Consider the following 12,938-nt stretch of genomic DNA (forward strand, 5'->3'; position numbering starts at 1 on the left):
AGGGTCGGTGACGACGCCGCCGCTGCCTTACCCCCCCCCCCACCCCTTCCCCCACCCCCCCTGCCCCCACCCCCCCTTCCCCCCCCGCCCGCCGGCGCCCGTCCTGACCGGGCGCCGGCGGCTTCCCCATGCCCTGAAAGGGATCGGCAGACATGTCCGAACAGCAGCAGAGGGTCGCCCTGGTCTCCGGGGCCACCAGCGGAATCGGTCTCGCCACGGCACGGCTGCTGGCCCGGCAGGGCCACCGTGTCTTCATCGGCTCCCGCGACGCCGGGAACGTCGAGCGGACCGTCAAGGAACTGCGTGCAGAGGGGTTCGACGTCGACGGGGCGACCCTCGACGTGCGCTCGGCGCTGTCCATCGAGAACTTCGTGCGGGCCGCCGTCGAGCGGTACGGCACCGTCGACGTGCTCGTCAACAACGCCGGGCGGTCCGGCGGCGGCGTGACCGCCGACATCGACGACGAGCTCTGGTACGACGTCGTCGAGACCAACCTCAACAGCGTCTTCCGCCTGACCCGCGCCGCCCTCACCACCGGCGGCATGCGGGAGAAGAGCCGGGGGCGGATCATCAACATCGCGTCCACGGCCGGGAAGCAGGGCGTCGTGCTCGGCGCGCCGTACTCCGCGTCCAAGCACGGGGTCGTCGGGTTCACGAAGGCCCTCGGGAACGAGCTGGCCCCCACCGGTATAACCGTCAACGCCGTCTGCCCGGGGTACGTCGAGACGCCCATGGCGCAGCGGGTGCGCGCCGGTTACGCCGCCGCCTACGACACCAGCGAGGACGCCATCCTCGACAAGTTCACGGCGAAGATCCCGCTCGGCCGCTATTCGACCCCGGACGAGGTGGCCGGCCTCGTCGGCTACCTCGCCTCCGACACCGCCGCCTCCATCACCGCGCAGGCCCTCAACGTCTGCGGCGGCCTCGGCAACTTCTGACACCCCGGCACCCCTCTAGGAGTTCACCCATGTCCGAGCCGAAGGAAGTCGAGCACGGGATCACGATCTCGGCGCCGGCCACCGAGGTCTACCGGCTGATCGCCGACGTGGCCAACTGGCCGCGGATCTTCCCGCCGACCATCTACGTCGACCACCTGGAGCGCTCCGGCGACGAGGAGCTGATCGGGATCTGGGCCACCGCCAACGGCGAGGCCAAGAACTGGACCTCGCGCCGGGTGCTGGACCCCGAGGCCCTGCGGATCACCTTCCGGCAGACCGTCTCCACCCCGCCCGTCGCGAGCATGGGCGGCACCTGGATCATCGAGCCGGCCGACGAGGGCGCCTCGCGGGTGCGGCTGCTGCACGACTACACCGCCGTCGACGACGACCCGGCCGGGCTGGCCTGGATCGACGAGGCCGTCGACCGCAACTCCCGCTCCGAGCTGGCCGCGCTGAAGACGAACGTCGAACTCGCCACCGCCTCCGAGGAGCTGACGTTCTCCTTCGAGGACACCGTCCGGGTCGACGGTTCCGCCAAGGACCTCTACGACTTCGTCAACGAGGCCGACCGCTGGTCCGAGCGGCTCCCGCACGTGGCGACCGTCCGGCTCACCGAGGACACCCCGGGCCTGCAGACCCTGGAGATGGACACCCGCGCCAAGGACGGCTCGACGCACACCACCAAGTCGTACCGGGTCTGCCTGGACGGCCGGAAGATCGCCTACAAGCAGACCACCCTGCCGGCCCTGATGAACCTGCACACCGGCTACTGGACCTTCCGCGAGACCGACGAGGGCACCTTCGCCTCCTCGCAGCACACCGTCGTGCTGCGCCCCGAGAACATCGAGAGGATCCTCGGGCCCGAGGCCGGGGTCGCCGAGGCCCGCGCGTACGTGCAGGGTGCACTCAGCACCAACAGCCGCGCCACCCTGAACCACGCCAAGGCGTACGCCGAAGCGAGGCGCTGACCCATGGCCGGTGCCGACGCGGTCGACACGCACGTCCTGGTGGTCGGCGCCGGACCCGTCGGGCTGATGCTCGCCGGGGAACTGCGTCTCGGCGGCGCCGACGTGACCGTCCTGGAACGGCTGGACGCCCCGACGACGGAGTCCCGGGCGTCCACCCTGCACGCGCGGACGATGGAACTGCTGCGGCAGCGCGGGCTGCTGGACGGGCCCGGCGGCTTCGCCGACCCCGGGCCGCCGCCGAACGAGCCCCGCGGCCACTTCGGCGGTCTTCCGCTCGACCTCACCCTGGACAGCAGCCACCCCGGCCAGTGGAAGGTCCCGCAGACCCGCACCGAGGAACTCCTCGGCGCCTGGGCGGAGCGGCTCGGGGCCCGCGTGCTGCGCGGACACGACGTCTTCGCCCTCACGCAGCACCCGGACCACGTGACCGTCGTGACCGAACACCAGGGTCACCGGCGGGAGTTCACGGCCCGGTACGTCGTCGGCTGCGACGGCGAGCACTCCGCCGTACGACGGCTCGCGGGCATCTCCTTCCCCGGCGACGCCGCCGGACGGGAGCTGATCCGCGCCGATGTCGACGGCATCGACATTCCCGACCGGCGGTTCCAGCGGCTGCCGAACGGGCTCGCCATCGCCGCCCGGCGCGGGGACGGTGTCACCCGGGTGATGGTCCACCGGTTCGGCACCCCGCCGCGCACCGCACCGGCCCGTTTCGCCGACATCGTGGCCGCCTGGCGGGACGTCACCGGCGAGGACATCGGCCACGGCACCCCGCTGTGGGTGAACTCCTTCGGCGACGCCTCCCGGCAGGCCGAGCGCTACCGCGCGGGCCGGGTGCTGCTCGCCGGCGACGCGGCCCACCAGCAGATGCCGATCGGCGGCCAGGCCCTCAACCTCGGCCTCCAGGACGCCGTGAACCTCGGCTGGAAGCTCGCGGCCACCGTCCTCGGCCGGGCCCCGGCGGGGCTCCTTGACACCTACCACGACGAACGGCACACCGTCGGACGCCGCGTCCTGTCCGCCATCCGCGCCCAGGCGCGGCTGCTGCTCGGCGGGCCCGAGGTGGAGTCGCTGCGCTCGGTGATCGGCGAACTCACGTCGTACGAGACGGTCCGGGCACACCTCGCCGGGACGATCAGCGGCCTCGACGTGCGGTACGGGGACGACGACCGGGAGGCGCCGGCCGGCTCGCGGCTGCCGGAGGTGCGGCTCGACTCGGGGGCGACCACGGCCGAACTGCTCCGCTCCGCCCGCGGGCTGCTGCTCGTGACGGACCCGGCGCTGGCCGGGGCCGCGGGGGACCGGTCGGCGTCCGTCGACACGGTCGTCACCCGCCCCGCCGGGCTCCTCGACGGCCTCGCCGCCGTGCTCGTACGGCCGGACGGCTACGTCGCCTGGGCCGGCGACGCGGCGGACGGCCTGCGCGAGGCCCTCGGCCGCTGGTTCGCACCTGACCCACGCGCCTCCCACACACCACAACCAACCGTCAGGAGAAGGAAGATGGGCAACCTGACCGGAAAGACCGCGCTCGTCACCGGCGCCAGCCGGGGCATGGGCCGGGCCACCGCCGAACGGCTGGCCGCCGACGGCGCGCTGGTCGCCGTGCACTACGGCAGCAGCGAGGAGGCCGCCGCCGAGGTGGTCGCCGGGATCGAGAAGGACGGCGGGCGGGCGTTCGCCGTCGGAGCCGAACTGGGCACGCCCGGTGACGTCCACGAGCTGTTCCTCGCCCTGGAGGCGGGACTCAAGGAGCGCACCGGCGAGACCGAGCTGAACATCCTGGTCAACAACGCGGGGGTGATGGGCGGGGTCAAGGCCGAGGACACCACCCCCGAGCAGTTCGACCGGATCTTCGCCGTCAACGCCAGGGCACCGTTCTTCGTCATCCAGCGGGCGCTCGCCGACATGCCCGACGGCGGCCGGATCGTGAACATCTCCTCCGGCCTGACCCGGTTCGCCAACCCGGACGAGATCGCCTACGCAATGAGCAAGGGGGCCGTGGAGCAACTGGCGCTCCACTTCGCCAAGTTGCTGGGCCCGCGCGGGATCACCGTGAACAGCGTCGCGCCGGGCATCACCCGTAACGGCAACCCGCTGTTCGACATCCCCGAGGCCGTCGAGGCCATGTCCGCGCTGTCCGCGTTCAACCGCGTCGGCGAACCGCAGGACGTCGCCGACGTCGTCGCCTTCCTCGTCTCCGACGACGCCCGCTGGGTCACCGGCTCCTTCGTCGACGCGAGCGGCGGCACGCTCCTGGGGTGACGCGGTGACCAGGACCCTTCCGTCACCGGTCGCCGCCGGCCCGGACGAGCGGTTCGGCCCCCGGCTGTGGGGGCTGCTGCTCGTCCTCGCCGGCAACATGCTCATCGACGCGCTGGAGGTGTCCGTGGCGGTGGTGGCGCTGCCCGCCATCGGCACGGACCTGGGACAGCCGCCGACCGTCACCCAGTGGGCGATGACCGGCTTCGCCGCCGGCTTCGGCGGCCTGCTCCTCTTCGGCGCCCGCGTGGTCACCCTCCTCGGCCGCCGCCGCGTCTACCTCGCGGCCCTCCTCGCCTTCGCCGCCGCGTCCGCACTCAGCGCCCTCGCCCACGACCCCTGGCTCCTCCTCGCCACCCGCCTGCTCAAGGGCTTCTGCGCGGCCCTCACCGCCCCCACCGGTCTGGCCATCATCACCAGCACCTTCCCGGAGGGCCGCCCCCGCTCCCGGGCAGTCTCCGTCTACACCCTCTTCGGCGCAGGCGGCTTCACCGCAGGCCTGCTCCTGTCCGGCTGGCTGACAGAAACCTCCTGGCGCTGGGCCTTCGCCTTCCCGGCCCCGGTGGTGCTGCTGCTGTTCGCGTGCGGGCTGCGCCTGATACCGGGTTCTCCGAGAAGCGACCAGAGCAGCGCCCCAAGGGGGCGCGGGGCCGTATTGGATATGCGGCTACCGCCGCGCGGGCGCGACCAGCCCTCACGGCGCCGCACCATGGCCACGGCGGCCCGCCGTTACGACATCCCAGGCGCCCTCACCTTCCTGGGAGCCCTCCTGGCCCTGGTCCAAGGCATCACCCAACTCCCCACCCACAACTGGACCGCCCCGGCAGCCATCGCCCCCCTCACCGCGGCCGCCCTCCTCCTGCTGGCCTTCTGGCAGATCGAGCGACGCTCGGCCGCCCCCCTCCTGAACATCGGCCCCTCGCTGCGCAGCAACCCCGCCCTGATCCGCTCCGCCGCCGGCGCCGCCTGTCTCAACGGCTCCTACCTGGGCCTCCTGTTCGTCCTGACGTACCAGACCCAGACCCTCGCCCGCTGGTCCCCCCTCCACGCGGCGCTCGCCCTGCTCCCGGCCGCCGCGCCCCCGGCGCTCACCGCGCTGGCCTCCGGCCGCCTGGTCGCCAGGTTCGGCGCCCCCCGCCTCATCGTGGCCGGCGCCGCCTGCGCCTTCGCGGGCGGCCTGCTCCAACTCCGCCCGCACGCCTGGCCGCTGGACTACCCGGGCCGGATGCTCCCGACGCTCCTCCTCGTCGGCGCCGCCTTCGTGCTCTCCTTCGCCGCGCTCAACATGCAGGCGATGTCCCGCCTCACCCCCGCCGACCGGCTCACCGGCAGCGGCCTGTACCAGACGGCCGTACAGCTCGCCGCGGTCCTCGCGGTCGCGCTCGTCGCCGCCCTGCTCGCCGCCCACGCCCCGGCGCCCGGCGCCGGTCCGGCCGCCGCGGCCGCCGCCTGCCGGCCGGCGCTGACCCTGGTCGCCGCCCTCGGCCTCCTGGGCCTGTTCGTCGGCCTCACCGGCCTGATCCGCACCTCTCCCTCCTCACTCCACCACGGGGACTGACCATGGACCAGACAACGCAGACCTGGGTCTTCGACGACCTGGACGACGAACTCGACGATCTGGACTACGAGTTCGAGCGCGACCGGATCGTCGAGGTGGTGCCGCCCAGCCTCGTGCACCTCGCCTCCGTCGGCCTCGCCGAGCGCACCCGGCTCATCGACGCGTACGTCCGTGGCGAACTCGCCCGGGTGCTGCGGGTGGCGCCGGACAGCATCGACACCGTGGGCCGCCCGATGAACAGCCTCGGCATCGGGTCCATCAACGGCCTGGAACTCCAGCGCCGGATGGAGGCCGCGCTGTGCGTCGACGTCAACCTCAACCGGCTGCTGCGCGCCAACAGCGCCGCCGAGCTGGTCGACTGCCTCGCCGGGCAGCTCGGCCCGGAGGACAGCCCGCACAAGCACGCCGGCCGGGGCGAGCACCACCTGGTCGCGCACGACGTGCCGAGCCCGAGGTGATCGGGGAGATGCCGGTCCTGGAGTTCGGCACGGCCACCCTCGCCGTCGCGCCGAGACTGCCCGCGGCCGGGCAGCTGGACGTCTGGCTGGTCCGCCGGGCGGCCCTGGAGACCGCGGCCGAGCTGCTCGACCTGTCCGAGCTGAGCGAGGCGGAGCGCCGGCGGACCGCGTCCTTCGTCCGGCCCGCGGACGGGGTGACGTACGCCTCCGCCCATGTCGCCCTGCGCCGGCTGCTCGGCGCCTATCTGGGGCTGCCCCCGCAGGCCGTGCCGTTCGTGCGGGAGCCCTGCCCGGGCTGCGCCGAGCCGCACGGCCGGCCGGCGGTCGCCCACCCCGACCCGCCGCTGCACTTCTCCCTCGCGCACAGCCACGGCATGGCCGTGGTCGCCGTCTCCCGTACGGTCGTCGGCGCCGACGTGGAACGGCTGCCGCGGGCCGAGACCGTCGAGGTCTGCACCCCGGCGCTGCACCCGGGGGAGCAGGCGGAGCTGGCGGCGTACGACGACGCCGGGGAACGGCGCGCGGCCTTCGGGCGGCTGTGGACCCGCAAGGAGGCCTATCTCAAGGCGCTCGGCACCGGGCTCTCCCGCGACCCCGGCCACGACTACCTGGGCGCCGAACCGGACCGCAGGCCGCGCGGCTGGACGCTCCTCGACCTGCCGTCCGGGCCCCGGCACAACGCCGCCGTCGCGGTCCGCGGCGGGGCACCCGAACAGGTCACCGTGCGCTGGGTACCGCCGGCCGCGCTGTACGCGGGCGAGACGGTCGATCTGGACGCCGACGGGACGGTGGGCGTGCCCGTGGCCGTGTCCGTGGGCGTGACCACCCGAGTATCCGACTGGGGAGCGTGACCCGCCAATGTCACTCGAACAGAAAGCCGATCGTGGGGCCGGCCGCCCGAGTCTGCACGACCGCGAGCACCGCGGCCAGTGGACCGCCGCCGAGCGCATCGAGGAGCTCGGCCTGATGAAGGAGGCCGCCCGGCACGGCGACCCCCTCGCCACCGAGCGCCAGCACGCCAAGGGCAAGCTCACCGCCTACGAACGTATCGAACTCCTGCTCGACGAGGGGTCGTTCAACGAGGTCGAGATGCTCCGTAGGCACCGCGCCACCGGCTTCGGCCTGGAGAAGAAGCGGCCGTACACCGACGGGGTGATCACCGGCTGGGGCACGGTCCACGGCCGTACCGTCTTCGTCTACGCGCATGACTTCCGCATCTTCGGCGGCGCCCTCGGCGAGGCCCACGCCCAGAAGATCCACAAGATCATGGACATGGCCATGGCGGCGGGTGCACCCCTGGTGTCGCTCAACGACGGGGCCGGCGCCCGGATCCAGGAGGGCGTCTCGGCGCTCGCCGGCTACGGCGGGATCTTCCAGCGCAACACCCGCGCCTCCGGGGTGATCCCGCAGATCAGCGTGATGCTCGGGCCGTGCGCCGGCGGCGCCGCCTACTCGCCCGCCCTGACCGACTTCGTCTTCATGGTCCGGGACATCGCCCAGATGTTCATCACAGGACCGGACGTGGTGAAGGCGGTGACCGGCGAGGAGATCACCCAGAACGACCTCGGCGGCGCCGACGTCCACGCCGGAGCCTCCGGCGTGGCCCACTTCGCCTACGACGACGTGCGCGGCTGCATGGAGGACGTACGGCACCTGCTGTCCCTGCTGCCGTCCAACAACCGTGACCTGCCGCCCCGTTCGGCGACCACGGACCCGGCCGACCGCCGTACCGACCGGGTGGTGGAGCTGGTCCCGGACGACCCCGGGCGGGTCTACGACATCCGGACCGTCATCGAGGAGATCGTCGACGACGGCGACTACTTCGAGATCCAGCCCGGCTGGGCCACCAACGTGGTGTGCGCGCTGTCCCGGCTGGACGGCGAGGTCGTCGGCCTCGTCGCCAGCCAGCCGGCGTCGTTCGCCGGGGTCCTGGACATCGACGCCAGCGAGAAGGCGGCGCGCTTCGTGCAGTTCTGCGACGCCTTCAACATCCCGCTGGTCACCCTGATCGACGTACCGGGCTTCCTGCCGGGCGTGGACCAGGAGCACAACGGCATCATCCGGCGCGGCGCCAAGCTGCTCTACGCCTACTGCAACGCCACCGTGCCGCGGATCTCCCTGGTGCTGCGCAAGGCGTACGGCGGCGCGTACATCGTCATGGACTCCCGGTCCATCGGCACCGACCTGGCGCTCGCCTGGCCGTCCAACGAGATCGCCGTGATGGGCGCCGAGGGCGCGGCGAACGTCATCTTCCGCCGGGAGATCGCGGCCGCGGACGACCCCGAGTCCACCCGCGCGCAGAAGATCAAGGAGTACCAGGCGGAGCTGATGCACCCCTACTACGCGGCCGAGCGCGGTCTGATCGACGACGTCATCGACCCGCGGGAGACCCGCTCCACCCTGATCCGCGCCCTCGCGATGCTGCGCAGCAAGCAGGCCGACCTGCCGTGCCGCAAGCACGGCAACCCGCCGCAGTGAGCGCGCCGGAGGGCACGGAGGCCACGGCGGGCACGGAGACCACGGCGGGCACGGAGGCCACGGCGGCCACGGACGGCGCCCTGGTCATCAGGCTCGTGAAGGGGCAGGCGAGCCCCGCCGAGCTCGCCGCCCTCACCACCGTGCTGCTCGCCCGCGCGGCCGCCCTGGCCGCGGTGGACCCCTGCCCGCTGGAGCCCCGCCCGGTGGCCGGCTGGCGCCGCCCGGAACGCCTCGCGACGCACCGCGACCCCCGCGGCTGGCGCGTCACCGGCGGCCGGGCGGCGTGACCGGCCCGGCTGAGCGGGGCCGGCGAAGCCCGCTCCGGTTCCGGCAGCGCCCCCGAAGGGGCGCTGGGGGTACCCCCCAGCCGAAGGCTGGGGGAGGAACTGCGCGACCAGCCACGACGGCGCCGCGGCCGACCGACGGCATATCGCGGCACGTCCGCTGAGCACCCGGCCCTCTCGACCGCGTCCCCGACCGCATCCCGACCGACCCCCGACCGAATCGGAGTTCCGGACCCCATGACCTCCCCGTCCCTCGACCGCGCCGACACGGTCTCCGCACTGCGCTCCGAACTCGACGCCCTGCGCGCCGAGTTCGGGGCCCTCGCCGACCGTGCGGCGGTCGCCGAGCTGATCGACCGCTACATCACCCTGCTCGACACCCAGGACGACCACGGCTTCGACCCGGCCTGGCCGGCCGCGGTCTTCACCCCGGACTGCCGCCTGGAGTTCCCGGTCGGCACCGTCGAGGGCCGCGACCGGGCCGCCGCCTTCCACCACGACCGCAAGTCCCGCTTCGCCCGCACCCACCACCTGGCCGCCAACTACGGCATCAGGGTGTCGGGGGACAGCGCCCGGATCCGCGTCCACCTCATCGCGTCCCACGTGCACCACGAGGCCGGCCCGGACCCGGACGGCCGCTTCGACATCGGCGGCTACAGCGAGGGGGAGGCGGTCCGCACCCCGGACGGCTGGCGGCTGCACCGCTGGCGGTTCCGGCTGATGTGGTCCGACGGCGCCGGCCCGCGCCCCGGCCCCGACCCCGACGAACTGCGCAGTTCCCAGCCACGACCACGCCAGACGAAAGGACGATGACCGTGTCAGGCACACCGACCACCGCGCTGAACCTGGGCGCCCTGCGCGAGACCGCCGGCGACGACCGCCGGCGCGCGTTCGAGGCGTTCCTCTGCCGGAACCTCGCCCAGCACCTGGACATCCCCCCGGCCCACCGCATCGCCCGCAACCGCCCCCTCTACACCCAGGGCATCGACTCCCTCACGGCGCTGACCCTCCAGCGCACCCTGGAGTCGGCCCTGAACATCCCGGTACCGGCCCACCACCTGCTGCGTGAACAGTCGGTGGGCGAACTGGCCGCGACCCTGAGCGAACTGGTCGACCGGACCTGAGCCCCGGCGCGACGCCACCGGTGGGACGACGAGCACGGCCACCGGTGGCCTCCGGCACGCGAACCTTGTGACAACGTTGTCAAAGCGAGATGCGGGCCCCTGTTCAAGGTCCGCACCGGGGGGCCCGTGTCAGAATGAGGGCGCCCGCCGTTCGTCCGGTCTTCATCGAGGTTGTCCGTGTCCCAGCCCGTCGGCCGAGTGCCGCAGCGTAGCAACGCACGGTCCAACCGGGCGCGGATCCTGGCCACCGCCCGCCAGGAACTCGGCCGGAACCCCGACATCACCCTGGAGGAGCTGGCTCGCGCCTCAGGTGTCGTACGGCGCACGCTCTTCGGGCACTTCCCGGGGCGGGCCGCGCTGCTGGAGGCCCTGGCCGAGGAGGCCGCCGAGACGTTCCAGGCCGCCGTGGCGCGGGGGGCGGAGCCTGCGGAGCCGGCCGACCGGGCCCTCGCGCGCTTCTCCCTGTCGCTGTGGCCGGTGGGCGACCGCTACCGGATGCTGCTGGCTCTCGCGCACCGGGACCTGGGCGCGGAGCGTGTCACCGAGGTCCTCGAACCGGCCCGGGTCCGGGCCACGGCCATCGTGGAGCGCGGGCAGCGGGACGGTGTCTTCCACCCCCACCTGCCGCCCGCGGTGCTCAGTGCCGCCCTGGAGGGCATGACGATCGCCCTGCTGGAAGAGGTCAACAGCGGGGCGTTCGAGGACGACGGCGCCCGCACGGCCGTCGCCACGCTCATCGCGGCCGGGGTCCCGGAGAAGCAGGCGCACACCGTGGTCGACGAGGTCGCCGCCGAGGTCGCCGCCGGGGCCGCGCCGGAGAACCCCACCGGGACCTGAACCGGGCGGCCCCTGGGCTCTCCCTCTCTCCGCGGCGCGCGGACTCCCGGCGGCGCGCGGACTCCCGGCGGTGTGCGGGCTCCGGGCGGTCGCCGGGCGTCGTCGGTCGTCGGCGGAGCTGTCAGCCGATGTCGGGCAGTGGGCGCCGGGCCACCTCGTGGGCGTCGTCCGGCGGTACGCCCAGCATGCGCAGGGCCATCTCGGCGAGGTTCGCCGCGGCCTCGTCGCCGTCCACCTCGGGGCGGGCGAACCTCAGCTCCACCAGGGACAGCAGGCTGCCGCCGAGGGCGCACAGGGCCACGGTCGGGTCGACGGCGGTGAAGCGGCCGGAGGCCATGCCCACCTGGACGTCCCGCAGCGCCCGCCTGGTCAGGCCGTTCTCGCTGTGGATGTGGCCGAGGCCGCGGCGGCGCAGGACCTGCATCAGCTCCGGGTGCGAGTCCGCCATCCGGGCGCTGAGCCGGAAACCCGCCGCGACCAGCTCCGCCGGGTCGTCGATCCCGGTCAGCCGCTCGTCGAAGGCCTGGCCGAACTCCTCCAGGGCGTCCACCACGGCCGCCTCGAACAGCGCCTGCTTGGACTCGAAGTGGTTGTAGAACGAGCCGAAGCCGACGTCGGCCTGCTCGGCGATGGCCTGGATGCTGGCGCTGGTGTCGCCGGTCTCGGCGAGGATCCGCCGGGCCGCGCGCACGAGCGCCTGACGGGTCTCGGCGCGGCGTCGCTCGAACCGGTTGCCGGGCGGGGCTGACGTAGACATGTGCCGAGTCTAGCCGCGGCGCCGATGGCGGCCGCAGTTCTGATGGATTCATCAGTTAACTTGGGGCGACATCTTGACGATGGAAATCTCATGATTGATGATTTCCTCATTACGGCGATGTTGCTCGGAGGGCACCATGTCTGAAACCGTCAGGACGGCCCATCAGGACCTCCACAGCGAGCGGGGCGCCCTGCGCGGCGAGCATCCGGGCCGGGCCCGGAACCCCGTGATCAAGGTGGCGGACCTGGCCTGGCTGGAATTCGAGAAGCCCGACCTGGACCGGGCCGAGGTCTTCGCCCGTGACTTCGGGTTCGGCATCGCCGCCCGCACGGAGGGCGAGCTGTGGCTGCGCGGCACCTTCGCCGGCTCGCCGTGCATGGTGATCCGCAAGGGCCGCACCAGCCGCTTCATCGGCCCGGCCTTCCGGGCGGCCGAGCGGGCCGACCTGGACCGGCTGGCCGGGGCGACGGCGACGGCCGTACGGGACGCGGACGTGCCCGGCGGCGGCCGGGCGGTCGACCTGCTCGACCCGTCCGGCTTCCCGGTGCGGGTCGTGCACTGCGCCGAGCGGCTGCCGGCGCTCCCCGAGCAGCGGCCGCTGCTCCTCAACTCCGGCACCGACCACCGTCGCAGGAACGCCGCCCAGCGCCCGCCCCGCGAGCCGTCCCGTATCCAGCGGCTCGGCCATGTGGTGCTGGAGACCCGGGTGTTCCGCCGGGCCCTGGACTGGTACCTGGACACCCTCGGCATGATCGTGTCCGACTTCCTGTTCCTGGACGGACAGCGCGACCGTGGCCCGGCCATGGCGTTCGTCCGCTGCGACCTGGGCGGCACCCCGGCCGACCACCACACCCTCGCCATGCACCTGGGTCCCGGCACCGGGTACGTCCACTCCGCCTACCAGGTGACCGACCTGGACTCGATCGCGGCCGGCGGCGAGTACCTCAAGGAGCGCGGCTACCAACGCAGCTGGGGTATCGGCCGGCACATCCAGGGCAGCCAGCTCTTCGACTACTGGCGCGACCCGGACCGCTTCATGCTGGAGCACTTCGCCGACGGCGACCTCTTCTGCGGCGACGTCGAACCCGGCTGGGCCCCGATGTCCACGAGCGGCCTCGCCCAGTGGGGTCCGCCCGCCACCCGCGACTTCCTCGGCGCGAGTCCGTCCCCGCGGCGGGTCCGCGAGGTCGTCCAGGCGCTGCGCGGCGACAACGAGATGGACCCCGCCCGTCTGCTCGGCCTGCTCAAGGCCGCGAATTCCTGAGCCCCTTCACAGA

At 73.4% G+C, this 12,938-nt stretch carries 13 protein-coding genes; 12 read left to right on the forward strand and 1 reads right to left on the reverse strand.

All coding sequences use genetic code 11. The annotated features are described in order from the left end of the window. Nucleotides 1-152: 152 nt before the first annotated feature. The 11 genes from fabG to ACFWPS_RS13525 all read left to right on the forward strand — a co-directional run bounded on the left by fabG (nucleotide 153) and on the right by ACFWPS_RS13525 (nucleotide 10,904). Nucleotides 153-938, forward strand: a complete 786-nt coding sequence (gene fabG / locus ACFWPS_RS13475; protein ID WP_383704328.1) for a 3-oxoacyl-ACP reductase FabG — start codon at nucleotides 153-155, stop codon at nucleotides 936-938. A 29-nt stretch (nucleotides 939-967) separates the two neighbouring features. Then, on the forward strand, nucleotides 968-1,906 hold the full coding sequence (locus tag ACFWPS_RS13480) for an aromatase/cyclase (protein ID WP_383704330.1): 939 nt from the start codon (nucleotides 968-970) through the stop codon (nucleotides 1,904-1,906). A 3-nt stretch (nucleotides 1,907-1,909) separates the two neighbouring features. Beyond that, a complete protein-coding gene (locus ACFWPS_RS13485; protein WP_383704332.1) occupies nucleotides 1,910-4,168 on the forward strand; it encodes an SDR family oxidoreductase in 2,259 nt (752 codons plus the stop codon). A gap of 4 nt (nucleotides 4,169-4,172) precedes the next feature. Then, on the forward strand, nucleotides 4,173-5,723 hold the full coding sequence (locus ACFWPS_RS13490) for an MFS transporter (protein WP_383704334.1): 1,551 nt from the start codon (nucleotides 4,173-4,175) through the stop codon (nucleotides 5,721-5,723). A 2-nt stretch (nucleotides 5,724-5,725) separates the two neighbouring features. Beyond that, entirely contained in the window at nucleotides 5,726-6,181 is a 456-nt protein-coding gene (locus ACFWPS_RS13495; RefSeq protein ID WP_383704336.1) for an acyl carrier protein, read from the forward strand. An 8-nt stretch (nucleotides 6,182-6,189) separates the two neighbouring features. Then, entirely contained in the window at nucleotides 6,190-7,032 is an 843-nt protein-coding gene (locus ACFWPS_RS13500; RefSeq protein ID WP_383704338.1) for a 4'-phosphopantetheinyl transferase family protein, read from the forward strand. A 115-nt stretch (nucleotides 7,033-7,147) separates the two neighbouring features. Continuing rightward, a complete protein-coding gene (locus ACFWPS_RS13505; protein ID WP_383704574.1) occupies nucleotides 7,148-8,659 on the forward strand; it encodes an acyl-CoA carboxylase subunit beta in 1,512 nt (503 codons plus the stop codon). After that, the gene (locus tag ACFWPS_RS13510) at nucleotides 8,656-8,946 is read left to right on the forward strand and encodes an acyl-CoA carboxylase subunit epsilon (RefSeq protein WP_383704340.1); all 291 of its coding nucleotides are present in this window, start codon (nucleotides 8,656-8,658) and stop codon (nucleotides 8,944-8,946) included. The genes ACFWPS_RS13505 and ACFWPS_RS13510 overlap by 4 nt, the downstream gene beginning before the upstream one ends. A gap of 234 nt (nucleotides 8,947-9,180) precedes the next feature. Beyond that, nucleotides 9,181-9,756 (forward strand): nuclear transport factor 2 family protein, encoded by a 576-nt coding sequence (locus ACFWPS_RS13515; protein WP_383704342.1) that lies wholly within the window; start codon nucleotides 9,181-9,183, stop codon nucleotides 9,754-9,756. Between the two features lie 2 nt (nucleotides 9,757-9,758). Next, on the forward strand, nucleotides 9,759-10,067 hold the full coding sequence (locus ACFWPS_RS13520; RefSeq protein WP_383704344.1) for an acyl carrier protein: 309 nt from the start codon (nucleotides 9,759-9,761) through the stop codon (nucleotides 10,065-10,067). A 177-nt stretch (nucleotides 10,068-10,244) separates the two neighbouring features. Then, on the forward strand, nucleotides 10,245-10,904 hold the full coding sequence (locus ACFWPS_RS13525; protein ID WP_383704346.1) for a TetR/AcrR family transcriptional regulator: 660 nt from the start codon (nucleotides 10,245-10,247) through the stop codon (nucleotides 10,902-10,904). Nucleotides 10,905-11,025: 121 nt separating this feature from the next. On the opposite strand, the gene ACFWPS_RS13530 is transcribed toward ACFWPS_RS13525, so the two are convergent. Next, entirely contained in the window at nucleotides 11,026-11,661 is a 636-nt protein-coding gene (locus tag ACFWPS_RS13530; RefSeq protein ID WP_383704348.1) for a TetR/AcrR family transcriptional regulator, read from the reverse strand. A gap of 136 nt (nucleotides 11,662-11,797) precedes the next feature. On the opposite strand from ACFWPS_RS13530, the gene ACFWPS_RS13535 reads away from it, so the two are divergent. Beyond that, on the forward strand, nucleotides 11,798-12,925 hold the full coding sequence (locus ACFWPS_RS13535; RefSeq protein ID WP_383704350.1) for a VOC family protein: 1,128 nt from the start codon (nucleotides 11,798-11,800) through the stop codon (nucleotides 12,923-12,925). Nucleotides 12,926-12,938: the final 13 nt, after the last annotated feature.

This window comes from Streptomyces sp. NPDC058457 (assembly GCF_042720695.1).
GTDB lineage: Bacteria > Actinomycetota > Actinomycetes > Streptomycetales > Streptomycetaceae > Streptomyces.